Below are 14154 nucleotides of genomic sequence, written 5' to 3'. Positions count from 1 at the left end.
TATCGGCCAAGCGTCACGCGGGCCGGGTTCCCGCCGCTCTACAACGGGTGCACCAAATCGTGTGCCCACAAGGAGAGCTCGTGATGAAAAAGACCCTGCCTCGGATTGCCGCCGCGTTGACGCTGACTGGACTGTTTGGCGGCGTGATGGGTTGCGCAGACAGCCCCCGCGATGAGGCCCTGGGCGATGAGCTCGGCGCCCTGGCCCTGACCCTCGAGACCGTGCCCGCCGATGCCCTTTGCCTGCGCATTTCGCTCGCCGGGGCCCGGCCGCTGGTACGGGACTTCAGCCTGGTGCCGGGCCAAGCGCCTTCGTTCCTGCTCGACCGGCTGCCTGCGGGTCTGGCAACGGTGGACGCCGCCGCGTTCGCCAAGGCGTGCCCCGTGGTGACCGCCGCGGACGCGCCTTCGTACGTGGGCGCGGCGCCCGTCACCGTGCGCATCGACATCAAGCAGGTCGCCACGATCGCGCTGCGCTTGTTGCAGAACGGGCGCCTCAACGTGGGCGTCGCCTTCGAGGGCGGCGCTCCGGAGACTTTGCAGCCGACGTACCTGGCGGTGCTGGGAGATACGCCGTACGGCGCTGCTCAGGTGGCCGACTTCCCCAACCTCGTGGCGCAGCTCAACGCGGACGCGCGCCTGTCCTCGCTCGTTCACGTGGGCGACATCAAAAACGGCAGCACCCGGTGTGACGATGCGTACTTCCAGACCATCGCCGCGGCGTTTGCCACCCTGCAAAAGCCCTTGCACTACACCCTCGGCGACAACGAATGGACCGACTGCCACCGCGCCAACAACGGCGCCTACGATCCGCTCGAGCGTCTGGCGGCGCTTCGCAATGCTTTCTTTGCCGATCCCGCGACGACGCTCGGCGCACCCTCGTTCGTGTTGAGCCAGGCCACCGTCCCCGCCCACGCCACCTTCGTTGAAAATCAGCTGTGGTCGGCCTCGGGTGTGACGTTCGCGACCGTTCATGCCGTGGGCAGCGCCAACGGGCTTGCGCCCTGGTTCGGCACGGATACGACCGGCACCAAGTTCGATGACCCTGCGCGCCGCATCGCCGAGGTCAACGCCCGCATCAACGCCGCGCTCGACTGGATCGATCGCACGTTCGACGTCGCGCAGGCGGACGGCTCGAAGGGCGTTGCCGTGTTCATGCAAGCCGACACCTTCCTGGGCGCGACGGCGGGCTTCGAGGCTCTCGTCACACGCCTTGCGGATCGGGCACGCGCGTTTGCACGGCCTGTGCTGTTGGTGCAGGGCGATTCGCATAGCTTCGTCGTGGACAAGCCGCTCGCCAGCGGCAGCAGCGCCTACGGCATCACCGCCCCCGTGCCCAACCTGACCCGCGTGGTGGTGCAGGGAGAAACGACCTTGGAGTGGCTGCTTCTGCAGGTGGATCCCCGAACGCCCGAGGTGTTCTCGTGGGAGCGGATCGTTCGTGTCCCCGACGGTGCAGGAGGTATAGGTGGCGCAGGCGGCACAGGTGGCATGGGCGGCGCAGGTGGCATGGGTGGTGCGGTGGGCCGGCTCGTCTTCAACGAGATCTCGTCGAACCCCAACCCCGACTGGGTGGAGTTCATCAACCCGGGCGCGGGCCCGGTTGATCTCTCCGGTTGGTACTTCACCGACAACGCCCCCGCATCGGCTGGGCACAAGTACTTTTTCACGGCTGGCACCGTGGTGCCCGCAGGGGGGCTTTTGGTGCTGGATCAGCTCGAGGGCGGCGTGGGTCAGTTCGACTTTGGTCTCGGCAACGGCGACGCGGCCGTCCTTCACGACGCCAGCGGGGCCATCGTCGACCAACACACGTGGACGGCCCACGTGACGTCGGTGGGCCGCTGCCCTGACGGCACGGGGCCCTTCGTTCCCATGACGCCCAGCAAAGGCGCTCCGAACACCTGCCCCTGAGAGGCCAGCGCAGAGCCGGGCGGTCCCACGGCCGCCCGGTTGGGTTCGGGGCGAGGGGGCTCTCGATGGTCCGGTCAAGACATGCTAAAGGCCAGCGTGGTCGGGACGGAGGCGGACCGCATCGAAGGCGCGCGGTTCACGGTGGCCGCGAGTTCTCTGCGTGGGTTTCTTGCCTACGCGGCCAGCCGACGGATAGCCACCCAGGATGTGCTGGCTGCCGCCGGGCTCGAACCTGCCGATCTCGAGGGTCCCGAGGCCCGTGTCACGCAGGCGGCAAACAACCTCATCGTCGCCGAGCTTGCCCGCCGATCGGGCGATGTGGATTTCGGCCTTCACTTTGCCGAGTGTCTCGACCTCGACGCCTTCGATGTGGTGGGCCATCTTGCCGCTCACAGTGCCACGTTGGGCGAGGCGTTTGCGCGGGTGTGCGCCTTCTCGCGCATCCTTCACGACGCCGGCCGTGTGGATCTCGAGCACCAGGCGGACGCCGTGGTGTTGTACCCGGGCTGTCGAGGGCTGCTTCACGAGTATCCCCGTCACGTGGCCGAGTTTTCGACCTTGGGCGCGCTCGTCCTGGCGCGACGGGTGACCAACGTTCACTTGGTGCCTCGAGGCGTGAAGTTCAAGCACGCGGCACCGCCCCATCTCAACGAACACCATCGGCTCTTCGGCGTCACGCCGACTTTCGCGCAGGAGGAAACCTCGATCAGCTTCGATCCCGCCGTGTTGGCCCTGCCCATCGCGGGGTTTAAGCCGGGTCTCGCCAGCCACCTCGACGCGTACGCTCGCGACGTGATGTCACGCCTGCCCGATGACGCCCGCATCGAGGCCCAGGTGGAACGCTTGGTCACCGCCCAGTTGGCGCGCGGGGTCCCCCCGATCGAGGACATCGCCCCGCAGCTTGCCTTGTCCTCGCGCACGCTGCAGCGCCGCTTGTCCGAACGAGGCACGACGTTTGCCGAGGTGGTGGAGCGGGCCCACCGTCGGCTGGCCGAACGCTACTTGGAAGACGAGCGGCTTTCGCTCGCAGAAATAGGATTCCTCGTGGGTTTTTCCGATCCCAGCAACTTTCACCGCGCCTTCCGGCGGTGGACGGGCGAGACGCCGAAGACGTTTCGCGCGCGCAACCGCAGCCTGCCCTCCGCGGGCTGACGAACGCCGCAGGCAGGGTGGTGGCGCGCGCAGACCATGGGTTGGCGGGCGGGGCCACTGTCAGCGGTGACGAGAAGGCTCAAGCTCGGCCTCATGAACTTCTCGCATCGTTTGTTCCTCTCATTTTCCGGGTTCGCCCTTTTGCTGGCAGCGCCCGCCGCCGCCCACGCTGATGACGCGCTCGCCGAGCGCGAGCTCACCGTGCACGGGTTTCGCTCGCCTTCGATGGGCGTGGAACTTCGTGATCACGCGCTGGGCTTTCACGTCGGTTTGTTTCCGCTGATCGCGGATGACGGGCTCGACGGCTCGCGAACCACCTGGTTTCTCAAAACGGGGCTCACCGTGTATCCCGTGCGCTTTGCGCTGGGGTCGCGCCGCCCGTCCGGGCCCTTCGCTTCGGTGTCGCTGCTGCAGGGCCTCAACAATGAATGGAACGTGGCGGAGTCGGTCAGCCAAGGCACGGCCATCCACGGCGAGTTGGGTTTCCGCTGGGCGCTGGGGCAGGGGCTCGATCTTCGCCTGGGCATCGGCATCGCAGCGGGCTCCGAAGGCCGTGTGATCGTGCACCCCACGCCGGGGATTTCCTGGAGCACGGTGCTGTGAAGGCGCAAGAGTTGCCTGGCGTTGCGTGGCGGGCGCGGCTTGTCCTGGGAGCGGGCTTGGCGCTCGTGCCTCTGCTGGTTCAGGTTCCTTTCAACGTGCTGGTGGCGACCTTCGACTACCCCGACATCCTGCGCCAGCCTGCGGGGGAGATCCTCGTGCGCTTTTCGGCCGGCGGCCACGGGCTCCTGTGGACCTGGTACGCGTACGCGCTGTGTCTCGTACCTTTTCTGCTCATCGTCATCGCGCTGCCCGATGTGCTCGAGATGCCTGTGGGTCGTCGGGCGCTGGTGCGCGCTCTCGGGACGATCTCGGCGGTCACGCAGCTCGTGGGGCTGCTGCGCTGGACCCTGGTGGTGCCAGCGCTGGCCGCGGCCTACACGGAGCCGCTGGCGTCAGAAGCCACGCGGAACGCCGTGGCGGTGGCCTTCGATCTGCAGCACCGTTTGTTTGGCAACCTGCTGGGCGAGCACCTGGGTCAAATGACCCTCGCACTGTGGACCTTTTTGGTGGCGGGGCATGAGACGAACCGCGCGCTCCGTACCTTGGGTCGGTTGGGTGCGGGGTTGTTCCTGCTTGGTCTTGCCGATGGGTTGCTGACCGTGGTGCCGCTACCCGCCTCCGCGCTCATCGCAGAGGTGCCGCTCGTGGCGTTTTTGATCTGGACGGTCTGGCTGGTCGCAACGGGCGTGCGTGTGATGAGGGCGGCGTGGCGGGCCCGGTGACGTTCGCCGGTGCACTCCTTGCCGCGCCTCAGCGGCACACGCCGATCCCCTCGACCGCGGTGGCCCCGTCGTTGCGGATGAAGTACGGGGCGCACGCTTGCCCCGTGGGGCAGTCTTGTTCCCCCAGGCGGCACAGGCGCAGGCAGGTGTTGTTCGTGTCGGCGTCGCACACGCCGCGGGCCACGCCTGCTTCCACGCCGCACGGGCGGTTGGCGTCTGCGGCGCAGCGGGCGCCGAGCGCGGCCGGATCCGCGCGCTCCGGGCGTTCGCAGGTGCCTCCGCGGTGGCAGCGATCGTCGTAGCAGTAGAGCTTGAAGTCCTTGTTACGGTAAAACCGGAGCTGGCAGATGCCGGACGAACAGGCTTTGCCGTCCCCAAAAAAGTCGCAAGTCTCGAAGCAATACTGCTCCTTGGGCCAAAACGTCGAGACCGTTTGGCATACGGCCCCGCTGACGCAGCCTGTGCTCGTGTTGCTCGCAGGACATTCCTTGCGGCCCACGGCGGCGGTTCCCGTGACCTTACACACCCCCTCTTTGCCTGCGTAGTCGCGGGTCACGCAGGAAAGACCCTGGGGGCAGCCATTCGCCTTCCAGGGTTCGCAGGCCGGAAAACAAGCCTGGGTGTCGTAGGCGGCGTTCTGGAGCACGCAGACCTCGTTGGTCCCGCAGGGCTCGTGGGACCCGCAGCGCGTGGGCACGCAGTGGCCCGCACGTGGATCACAGACCTGCGTTGCGTGGTTTCGGCAATCGCTCGACGTCGCGCAGGCTTCGCCCTCACCGGCGAAGGTGTCGAAGCGCGCCTCGGAGAGAAACAGGCAGTGGTCCGTGTCCTCTTTGAAGCCTGCCCACACGTGGTGCTGGTTTGTATACGTCAGCGGTTGGAAGATGACGTTCTCGACCCGGCCCCTCACGGCCCCGTGGGGCAGGTCGATGGCTTCGATGGTGATGGAACCGGACGAGGCGAAGTTCAAGGTGTTGACGTTGTCGCCCCAGACGTTTTCCATCACCATCACACACTCGTGGCACGTGGCGAACGCGCCGTTGGGTGAGGTGCCCAGGGGGAAGGTGCCCGTGCGGGGGCGGTAGTCCTTGCCTTGTCCGAAGCGAATCGTGAACTTGTGGTAGCCCCCCCCGCCGAGGTCCACATCGATGCCAGCGCCAAGGTGATTGCCCCAAAATGAAGCTTTGCCCTGGTACTGGGCCGGCGTAGCGAGTGCGATCGGCGTGCAACGGCTTGCGGGGACAGGAGGGGCTTCAGCGCTTCCGCCGCTTCCGCCTCCTGCGGGGCCGAGATCCTCCGGCGAGGGCTCCTCCGTGGCGCGGCAGGCCACCCCGAAGAACAAGGTCAGTCCGGCCAGCCACGAGACGGGCGCGAAACGCAGGGGGGGCTTGCTGACGACGGACGCGCGGGAGGTTGCCAAGGGGGTAAGTTCATTGTGGGCCCATTCTCCGCAGCCGCCAAGGCGCGCTCGTCGCGGCGCGAAGGGTCGTGGGTCCCACCCCTCAAGCGACCGGCTCCTGCGCGCCAGCCCGGGCCTCGAGGTGATGGAGGCGCAGGACCATGGCGACAAGAGCGATGCTTCCCGTGAGCAGCAGGCCGAGGCCCCACAACGAAAGCCGCATGCCTGCCCGCCGGGCCCGCGGGGCCAGGCTGCTGAACGCCACGCTCGCCGCGATCAGGAGGTCGAACCAGATCTGGGTCGACCAGGCGCCCCGCGTGTGCTCGCGCACAAAACCCAAAGGTCCCTCCCTGAGCACGGCCGACACGCTCGCGGCGAAAAAACCCACGAGGATCAGCAGGGGAAGCCATCGTCCAGCCTGCGCGCGCTGGGCTGCGGAGAGCTGTAACGATCCCAGGATGAAGGCCGTGGCGCCACACGCGCCGAGGACAAAGAGAGCCGTTTCGAGACTGGTGCTCATACCCCCTGTCGTGCAGCATGGCCCTCATGAAGTCCATGACCTCGGAGGTCATCTCGGCCGAGTCTGGAAGCACCCCCTCGTTTGGTGAGCGTCTTCGGGGGCATCGACGGGTTCTCGGGTGGAGCCAGGAACGTTTGGGTTTTGCTGCCAACGTCTCGTCGAGACACGTCAGTTGCCTCGAGTCCGGCAAAGCGCAGCCAAGCCGCGCGATGGTGCTGCGCTTGTCGGATGTGCTGAGCCTCGCGCTGCGCGAGCGCAACACGCTGCTGGTCAGCGCGGGCTTTGCGGGCGTTTACGCAGCCACCCCGCTTCACGCGCAGGCGATGGCCTCCGTGAACCGGGCGGTGGACCTTCTGCTCGCACAGCAGTCTCCTTATCCGGCCCTGGCGATCGACCGATGCTGGAACGTGCTGCGGGTCAACGACGGCGCCCGCAGGCTTCTCGATACCTTCCTCGACGCTTCACGGGTGCCGGCAGGGGTTACCGCGAATTTGGTCAAGGCCACGCTGCATCCCGAGGGGCTGAGGCCCCACATCGTGAACTGGTCCGAGGTTGCGTCTTTGCTTCTCGAGCGGGTCGAACGGGCTGCCCAGGCCCACCCCACAGACGACGAACGGCGGGCGTTGCGCGACGAGATCCGCACCTATCCCGGCGTCGTACGCCTCCCCGTGCCCGAGCCGGGCGGCGCCCCGGCGGCGGCCCTGCGCCTGCGCCACGGCGCCCACGAGCTGACGATGTTCGCGTGTCTCACGACCATCGGTACACCGCTCGATCTGACCACCGAGGAGCTGACCCTGGAAGCTTTGTTTCCGGCCGACGACGTGACCGAGCGCTGGTTTCGCACGCCGCCCCCGCGGAACGAGCCCAGCGGCCGTTAGGTTCGCCCGCGCGCCCCTCAGCTGGGTTGCAGCACCCTGCGGGCGGCGGCGCGGTGTTCGGCGGGGGTCGTGGAGAAGCGCTGTGAAAACAGCCGGTAGAAGTGGCTCATGTTCGAGAAACCGAACGCCTGGGCCACGCTCACCACGGACTCGTCCCCCGCGGCGAGCCGTGCGGCCGCCCGCTCGAGGCGCAGCTCGTTGACGAGCTCGGTGGGTGACTTTCCGAACCAGCGGCGGCATTCGCGCGAAAGATGGGCCGGCGTACGGCCACTCAGGCGGACAAGCGCAGAAGTGCCCTGGCAAAGCGCGTCTTCGTCCTCGGCGAGCGCGCGCACGCTGCGCCGCAACCATACCGGAGGCAGCTGCTGCGTGCCCTCCCGGGGCGCCAGCGAGGTGACGAGATGCAGGAGGTTCAGCAGGAACCGATCGAGCGCTGCGCGTGTGCGCTGCCCCTGGCGCAGCTCGTGCGAGAACAACTTGAGCTGGGCCAGTTCGCCGTCCTCCAGGCGAAAGGTGCGCGCCGCGCGGGGCGTCTCGGCCGCGCAGAGATCCAGCGCCCCCGGTGGAGCGTAGCGTTTCCAGAAGGCGCGCCAGTGCTGCCGCGAAAAGGCGAGATTGAAGAGGGCGTACCCCTCGGGGCCGGCCGTCTCGAACCCGTGCACGTCCTCGGGCGCCACGAACACGAGGGTTCCGCGGACCAGGGCCTCCTTGCCGCTGCCGAGCACGTGCGCCCCCCGGCCCGCCTCGATCCAGAAGATTTCTGGAAAGTCGTGGGTGTGCAGCGGGGGCGTGTGGCCGGGGGCGATGGTGCGGGCCGCGACGTGGCAGACGGCCGGCGCGTGCACGAGCGTGGACAGCTGCAAACGGTAGGGCACATCAATGGAGGACATAGCATGAGCTTCCAGGGACACGACGTTTCGAACTCTCCATGCGAGATTATAGGGCATGAGTCAGATCGAAACGAACGGCGCGTCCTTGCAAGATATCAACGGAACGCAACGCCTTCCAGCACGGCTCAGCCTCACCCAGGTCGAGACCTATAGGCGGGAGGGCTACCTCATCGTTCCAGAGCCCGTGCTGCCCGACGACGCGTTCGCGCGGCTTTGTCGCACCTTCGAGTCGATCCTGGCAGACCTGCCCGAAGATAAGCGCCCCGAAGATCTGGACGTTCCGCACCTCGTCCACCCCGAGCTGTTCGAGTTTCTGTTTCACCCCTCCGTGCTGTCGTTGGTTACCCCGTTTTTGGGAAACGACGTGGCCTTGTTCTCGAGTCACTTCATCTGCAAGCCTGCGGCAGATGGCAAGCGCGTGCCCTGGCATCAAGACTCGTTTTACTGGCGCCACCTGCTTTCGCCCATGGAGGTGGTGACCGTGTGGCTGGCCATCGACCCCAGTGACGACGGCAACGGGGCCATGCGGGTCGTCCCCCGGACCCACACGAACGGGGACGTGGGCTACGAAGATGCCGACCTCACCATCAATACCTTCCCGAAAGAGATCAGCCGCAGGTATCTCGACGAAGCCGAAGCGCGGGCGGTCACCTGTACGTTGTTGCCGAACCACGCCAGCCTGCACGATGCCGTGCTGTTCCACGGCAGCGAAGCCAACCGCAGCGCGCGCAGGCGATGCGGCTACACCATGCGCTTCATCAGCGCGGCCACGAAGTACAACGCGGAGGCCGGGAACTATCACCAGATCTATCTGGCACACGGGCAAGATCGGGCGGGCAATCGCTACGGAGATCCAAACGTGCCACGGCCGGATCTCATCGAGGCGCGCGCCCACCGCATCCGGCGCGGGCACTGAGCCGCGCCCGCTGCCGGCGCCTCCACAGCCCGAGCAGCATCAACAATCCCACTGTCGCCCCGCCGGTCGCATCACCCCGCGCGTAAGCACACCCAGGCCCGGCCTGCGGCGCGGGGAGGGCTTCTTTCATGAGCCGCGAAGAGGCAGGCAGCAAGGGCATCGACGGATCTCCCAGCAGGTTCCACGAAAGCCGCACCCCCCCGGGGCCGATGCGCTCCTTGCCGGCAAGCACCGCGTCCCCCAAACGAGGCGCCGTGCCGCCGAGCGCCGCGCCCACGAAGCCCCGCGCGAGCTCCGCTTGTGAAACGGGCTCGGTCAGAGTCGACGAGGACAACACCGCCACGGCTCCCCCTAGAGGTGCTTGCAGAAGAGACTCGGCCAAGCTCTCGCTGAAGACATCCTGAAACATGCCGTTGAGACAGGTCATGAGCGAAAAGACGGGGGGCTTTTCGTTGACCAGTTCCCTGGCCTGGGCGCTCGTCATGAACCCCGTGCCGCTCCAGGTTCCGGTCGAACCGTGGCCGAAGTAGTTGACCACCTTCGGGCTGCGCGACAGCGCCTCGCCGAAGCGCGCGCGCGCCGTATCGTAGAGCTCGGGGGTCACCACCAGACTCTCCTTTCGGGCGGCCGCGGGCGCGCTCGCCCCCACGGACGCGGACAGCCGGGGAAAATCGAGGGACGAGCCGTCCCAGCCTGCCACGAGCAGAAGGTCATTGAGCGGGGCCGCCGCCTCTGGCGAAAAGCCAAGCACCTTGCTCACCATCACCTCGGCCTGTTCGAGCGTGCGGGCAGGCAACCGTCCCACGGCCACATCGCCGCGGCCATCGCCGTCGAGGTCGCCGAACAGCTCATCGGTCGCGGTCTCCATGGTCGGGGCGTCGAAGAATAATGTGGGAACGAGATCGCCCTGGCCTTTGGCCAGGCGGTCACGCGGATCGAAGCTTGCGTCCCCAAAGAGCACGACGTAGCGGGGCGGCGTGGGCCACGTCTCGCCGGCCCAGCGCAGGAAGTTGCGAACCGCCCAGGGTGTTTTGTGGCCGTAGGCGAATTGCTCGTAGAGCGTGCGGACGTCCTCGACACGAACGAGCAAGCCTTCGCGTCGGCGTTGCTCGGCAAGCCGCTCCATGGCAGGTGCCAGGGCCGCCGGGCCGATCATCACCACGTGGGCGCCCTCGCCCGCCTCGAGCGCCGTGGACGCTGTCACGGACCGGGCGTCCCGAAGCTCGAAGGGCCGCGCGGTGGCGAGAACGTGGCGTGTCCCCGCCCCCGGGATCGTGACCTCGACCGCGTGGCCCCGGGAGGAAAGACGTGCGCTGCGCGTGTCCAGCCACACGGGCTCGTCGGGGCTCGTGATGTCGATGACCTCGACGTTGCGAGACGAAAACCCGTGCAGGGTTACCGTACGCCCACCGGGAACGCTGAACGTGAGATGGTCGTCATCAGCGACGAGGCGATGCCGGTAAACAAGCGTCAGACTCGACACAGCTGCCACGTCGGTCTCGTCACCTGCGCGTACGAGACGAATGAGGTTGTCGCCCTCGCGCAGGACGACCGGCTGCGTGAACGTATGGGCAACCCTGCCGCGGAAGCTGGCTTGCCCCACCCGGACGTCGTTGAGCTCGATGGCCACCGCGTGGTCTCCTTGCGAGATCCCTTGCAGCACCACCTCGAGCCGCTCCTCACCCGCGTGGCGATGGTGAACGGGCAGCGTCCTTTCGAGGGGCGGCTTGGTCAGCACGGCGCCGAAGAAGTTGTCGCCCTCACCATCCAGGATGGCCGCAAGGTATCGGGTGCGCTCCGTGAGCCGCGTGGCGTGAAGGTAGCTGGGTGAAGAGGGCTCGAGACGAAGCTGCCTCAACTCGTCGCGGAGGGCTTTTTTTTGCCCCGTGAGGCCCGACGCGGTGGGCACGTCCCCCTCGGCAACGCGACGAAGGCCCCCGCGCGGCCCGAGCCAGTACACGGATTCCCCCTCCCATCGCGTGTCGCGGGCCTGTGCCAGGAACGCGAGGTGGTCTTCGGGATCGAAGCGGCCGTCGCCTCCGTCCACGATCCGCAGCGGCACCTCGGCGCCGTCGTGCCAAAGGCCATAGCCCCCCGGCTCACGGCGAAGGTCCCAGCCTGCCGCGACGAGCGCTGCGTATCCCACGCGTTGCCAGCCGCTGCGGGACACAGGGAGCGCCAGGGCTCCCGGGGGCGCCACCCAGGGGCGGGTCGCCAGGGCGGAATTTCGCTTCGGGGCAGACCCTTCGGCGAGGGTGTCTTCGAGGGGGGCAACGTGACCCACCGCCAAGGCGTGGATTGTGGGGCTCCCGGAGGGCGGCAGGGATGCGCGGGGGTGCCAGCGTCTCGATGTCGAGGGGCGCATGCCGGGTCGCCACGCCATGGGCATCCACGTCTTCGACGACGTAGCGGTTCCCCGGCGGCCCGGGGCTGTGATCGAAGGCTTCGTAAAGCGGCCCGCTTCCCCCGAGCAGAGGCCCAGGAATCAAAGCGGGCGTCACCCGCACCCAAGACGCGTCGGGGGCGAGCCGATACATGCGGTACCCCAGGGTCTCGTGTTCCCAGCCCGTTCGCCAGGTCACGCGGACGGCCCCGTCTGGCATCCGCTGGGCGTGGCCCGTCTCGTAGTGCACGGCCGAGAGCACCCCGGGGCCGCTTTCGCTGCCCACGGCATAGAAGGAAGACGGTGCACTCTGGTTGTTGAATTCTGCGACGATGAAGCCCGCAGACCGGGTGCACGCGCAGATCCTGAGCTCATCGAGCTTGTTGGCCAAAAACTCGCTGGAGCCGGAGCCGTTCGTTCCAATCCTCAATTTTTTTTGCGAGTTCAAGATCGCGCCCGAGTTGCTCAGGCTGCCTCGCAAGACTCCGTTTTGGTACACGCGCAAGGTCGTGCCATCGTAGGTGCCCGCGACATGGGTCCAAGAGCCGGTGGACATCGTGGTCGACGTCGAGGTCGAGCGGGCGTTCCCTCCGAGCGTCAAATAAAAGCGCGGGCGAAACGAGGTCGAGCTGACGCGGAGAAAGTGAAGGGAGTAGTTGTGATACCGTGACACGTGTGAAGTGTCGCTTGGGGGTTTCGTCACGCCAATTTGAGGCTCGGACGTGGAACTTAAGTTGACCCACATCGACAGGGTGATGCTGCCCGTGATCTCGAGAGAGCTCGAGGTGGGGGCCTCGAGGTAGTCGTTGGCGCCATCGAGCTGGATCCCGGGCCCCAAAAACCCTGTGCCTCCCAGGGTGGGCCCGTTGACATCGGTCAAGTGGTTGGCATGGCTCGTCGAATCCCGTACCGCGCCCGTGCCGCCGGTGGTCTCGTTGAAGTGGTAAACGGCCCTGTACCCGTCAGCCCAGACCGAGCTGGCTTGCTCCGTGGACGACACGATGTCGGCGTTGCCGTAGTAGACGTAAATCACCGTGTCCGATGCGGCGCTGGGGCCGTTCAGAACCGGGATCGTCACCCAGGCTTCGAGGTCCCCCGTGCTGGCGTCGTAGCGCTCGATCTGATGCGGCAGTTCACAGGTGGAGGGGCCGCCACACGTTGCGCTGTCCAGGGCGCGAAAGATGATGTCGTAGCCGTTGGCACTTTGCACGTCGCCGCCGTTGGCCGTGGACCGTAGGTCGGCATCCGTGACCTTGAAGAACATCGGGAACGCCGAGAGCGTGGTGGTGCCTGCGTCTCCGGCCTTCGAGCGATCGATGGTGACGCTCTTCCGGTAAGAGAATGAGGCCCTCGCGCTGCCCATGAAGAGCATGAGCCCCACACACGAGATGAACCCTGCAAGGCGCGTCATGATGAACGAGAGCCGCTCGACGATGCGGTGTCGAGGCGGTATCAGGCTTGCTCGGAGCCATCGGCGCCCAGGTCGACGAACTTGAGGGGCGGTGTGCCTGCGCGGCTACTCGCGCCACATCCTCACCCGCAGGTCGACCAGATCCCGCGCCACGCCCAGGATGCGTCTCCAGCCAGTGCTCTTGCTCACCCCTGCGTGACGGGGGCGGCAGTGAATCGATACGACCTCGAAGGGCTGGCGACGGCGCAGGGCCCGGATGGGAAACTCGAAGTTGAGGAAGAATGAATCGGGAGGCAGCGCGTCCGGGTCGAAGAGCGAGCGCTTGAAGAGATAGGGACCATCGCTGGCGAGGCTCACTCCGAAGGCGGCCCGGATGAGGCCACGGATGCCCGCCGACAGGAGCGTGCGGCGCAGACCATCGTTGCGATCCAGGTAGACGGAGAAGACGAGTGAGGCCTGCGTGTGCGCGGCCCTGGTGAGGAGCGCGTCGAGCGCTTCGGGGGCGATCTGGCCATCGCAGGGCAAAAAGGTGACCCACGTGCCGGTGGCGGCGCGCACGCCTGTCTTCAGCGCGGCGCCGATGCCGCGGTTCTTCGGGTGCGTCAACACGGCGGCCCCCGGGGTGCCGGCGAGCACGGCCTGGGCGCGCGCGGCCGTGTCGTCCGTGCTGCCGTCGTCGATGAAGAGCAGCTGGCCCGTGGGGCTGCGGGCGGCCAGCCAGTCGCGGATGGGGGGCAGCACCGTGTCCACGTTGCTGCTCTCGTTGAACGCGAACACGATCAGCGTGAGGGGCTCGGACGCGGGCAGGCCTTCTGCGCTCACGGCCGCAGCCTCGTCACCCGCGCGGGCACACCCGCCGCCACGGCGTAGGCGGGCACATCGTGGGTCACCACGGCGCCTGCACCGATGATCGCACCGGCGCCGATGCGGACCCCCGGCAGCACGATCGCACCCACGCCAAGGTCCGCCCCGTCGTCGATGTGCACGGGGGCGAACGACAAAGGCGCTTGCAGCACGGGCACCGCGCGACCTGCCTCCTGGTGGGTGGAGGTGATGATCTTCACGCCGGGTCCGATGCCCACGGCGTTGCCGATGAAGAGGCCGCCGGCGCTGTGAAGAAAGCACTGCTGCCCGATCCAGGTCTCGTCACCGATGGTCATTTCGTTCTTGAAGTAGCCCTTGAGGATGCTCTGGTGCCCCACGTACACGTTGCGGCCGAGCGAAATGGTTTCGGGGTGAAACACCAGGGCGCCCGCCTCGAACACGCAGTCTGGCCCCAGACGGCGGAAATCGCCGGGTTGCCACTGACCTGTGCCGTGGGAGCGGTTGCGTGCAGACATGTGTGAGGGCCCGCCCGATTATCGCGCCCC

General features: G+C 67.2%; 13 protein-coding genes. 6 read left to right on the top strand and 7 right to left on the bottom strand.

What is annotated here, in order from left to right; genetic code table 11:
- The first annotated feature begins 83 nt into the window (after positions 1-83).
- The 4 genes from KA712_12500 to KA712_12485 all read left to right on the top strand — a co-directional run bounded on the left by KA712_12500 (position 84) and on the right by KA712_12485 (position 4387).
- Positions 84-1910: a lamin tail domain-containing protein gene (locus KA712_12500; protein ID MCG5053775.1), complete on the top strand. Its 1827-nt coding sequence runs from the start codon at positions 84-86 to the stop codon at positions 1908-1910.
- Positions 1911-1991: 81 nt separating this feature from the next.
- Positions 1992-3062, top strand: coding sequence for an AraC family transcriptional regulator (locus tag KA712_12495; GenBank protein MCG5053774.1), 1071 nt, complete (start codon positions 1992-1994; stop codon positions 3060-3062).
- Positions 3063-3155: 93 nt separating this feature from the next.
- On the top strand, positions 3156-3665 hold the full coding sequence (locus KA712_12490) for a hypothetical protein (GenBank protein MCG5053773.1): 510 nt from the start codon (positions 3156-3158) through the stop codon (positions 3663-3665).
- Positions 3662-4387: a DUF4386 domain-containing protein gene (locus KA712_12485; GenBank protein MCG5053772.1), complete on the top strand. Its 726-nt coding sequence runs from the start codon at positions 3662-3664 to the stop codon at positions 4385-4387. Before KA712_12490 ends, KA712_12485 begins: the two co-directional genes overlap by 4 nt.
- A gap of 28 nt (positions 4388-4415) precedes the next feature.
- On the opposite strand, the gene KA712_12480 is transcribed toward KA712_12485, so the two are convergent.
- Both KA712_12480 and KA712_12475 read right to left on the bottom strand, forming a co-directional pair.
- Positions 4416-5807 (bottom strand): hypothetical protein, encoded by a 1392-nt coding sequence (locus tag KA712_12480; protein ID MCG5053771.1) that lies wholly within the window; start codon positions 5805-5807, stop codon positions 4416-4418.
- 82 nt (positions 5808-5889) lie between these two features.
- Complete coding sequence (locus KA712_12475; protein MCG5053770.1) at positions 5890-6306, bottom strand: hypothetical protein; 417 nt, start codon at positions 6304-6306, stop codon at positions 5890-5892.
- Between the two features lie 26 nt (positions 6307-6332).
- On the opposite strand from KA712_12475, the gene KA712_12470 reads away from it, so the two are divergent.
- Positions 6333-7184, top strand: coding sequence for a helix-turn-helix transcriptional regulator (locus KA712_12470; protein MCG5053769.1), 852 nt, complete (start codon positions 6333-6335; stop codon positions 7182-7184).
- A 17-nt stretch (positions 7185-7201) separates the two neighbouring features.
- On the opposite strand, the gene KA712_12465 is transcribed toward KA712_12470, so the two are convergent.
- Positions 7202-8074 (bottom strand): AraC family transcriptional regulator, encoded by an 873-nt coding sequence (locus KA712_12465; protein MCG5053768.1) that lies wholly within the window; start codon positions 8072-8074, stop codon positions 7202-7204.
- Between the two features lie 55 nt (positions 8075-8129).
- Here KA712_12465 and KA712_12460 point away from each other — a divergent pair, with 55 nt between their 5' ends.
- The gene (locus tag KA712_12460) at positions 8130-8990 is read left to right on the top strand and encodes a phytanoyl-CoA dioxygenase family protein (GenBank protein MCG5053767.1); all 861 of its coding nucleotides are present in this window, start codon (positions 8130-8132) and stop codon (positions 8988-8990) included.
- Here the strand turns inward: KA712_12460 and KA712_12455 are convergent.
- From KA712_12455 to KA712_12440, 4 genes are all read right to left on the bottom strand, one after another.
- Entirely contained in the window at positions 8950-11136 is a 2187-nt protein-coding gene (locus KA712_12455) for a hypothetical protein (protein ID MCG5053766.1), read from the bottom strand. The two genes, KA712_12460 and KA712_12455, sit on opposite strands and share 41 nt — an antisense overlap.
- Positions 11090-12784 (bottom strand): DUF2341 domain-containing protein, encoded by a 1695-nt coding sequence (locus KA712_12450; protein ID MCG5053765.1) that lies wholly within the window; start codon positions 12782-12784, stop codon positions 11090-11092. Before KA712_12450 ends, KA712_12455 begins: the two co-directional genes overlap by 47 nt.
- Positions 12785-12889: 105 nt before the next feature.
- Positions 12890-13606, bottom strand: a complete 717-nt coding sequence (locus KA712_12445) for a glycosyltransferase family 2 protein (protein MCG5053764.1) — start codon at positions 13604-13606, stop codon at positions 12890-12892.
- Complete coding sequence (locus KA712_12440) at positions 13603-14124, bottom strand: acyltransferase (protein MCG5053763.1); 522 nt, start codon at positions 14122-14124, stop codon at positions 13603-13605. The genes KA712_12445 and KA712_12440 overlap by 4 nt, the downstream gene beginning before the upstream one ends.
- Positions 14125-14154: the final 30 nt, after the last annotated feature.

The organism is Myxococcales bacterium (genome assembly GCA_022184915.1).
Lineage (GTDB): Bacteria > Myxococcota_A > Polyangia > Fen-1088 > Fen-1088 > JAGTJU01.
The sequence above is the reverse complement of the archived record's forward strand: the minus strand, read 5'-3'. Positions and strand labels throughout refer to the sequence as shown.

Coding starts and splice junctions, on each gene's coding strand:
- KA712_12470 (MCG5053769.1), top strand. CDS start 6,333: ATGAAGTCCATGACCTCGGAGGTCATCTCGGCCGAGTCTGGAAGCACC.
- KA712_12495 (MCG5053774.1), top strand. CDS start 1,992: ATGCTAAAGGCCAGCGTGGTCGGGACGGAGGCGGACCGCATCGAAGGC.
- KA712_12450 (MCG5053765.1), bottom strand. CDS start 12,784: ATGACGCGCCTTGCAGGGTTCATCTCGTGTGTGGGGCTCATGCTCTTC.
- KA712_12475 (MCG5053770.1), bottom strand. CDS start 6,306: ATGAGCACCAGTCTCGAAACGGCTCTCTTTGTCCTCGGCGCGTGTGGC.
- KA712_12500 (MCG5053775.1), top strand. CDS start 84: ATGAAAAAGACCCTGCCTCGGATTGCCGCCGCGTTGACGCTGACTGGA.
- KA712_12440 (MCG5053763.1), bottom strand. CDS start 14,124: ATGTCTGCACGCAACCGCTCCCACGGCACAGGTCAGTGGCAACCCGGC.
- KA712_12460 (MCG5053767.1), top strand. CDS start 8,130: ATGAGTCAGATCGAAACGAACGGCGCGTCCTTGCAAGATATCAACGGA.
- KA712_12490 (MCG5053773.1), top strand. CDS start 3,156: ATGAACTTCTCGCATCGTTTGTTCCTCTCATTTTCCGGGTTCGCCCTT.
- KA712_12465 (MCG5053768.1), bottom strand. CDS start 8,074: ATGTCCTCCATTGATGTGCCCTACCGTTTGCAGCTGTCCACGCTCGTG.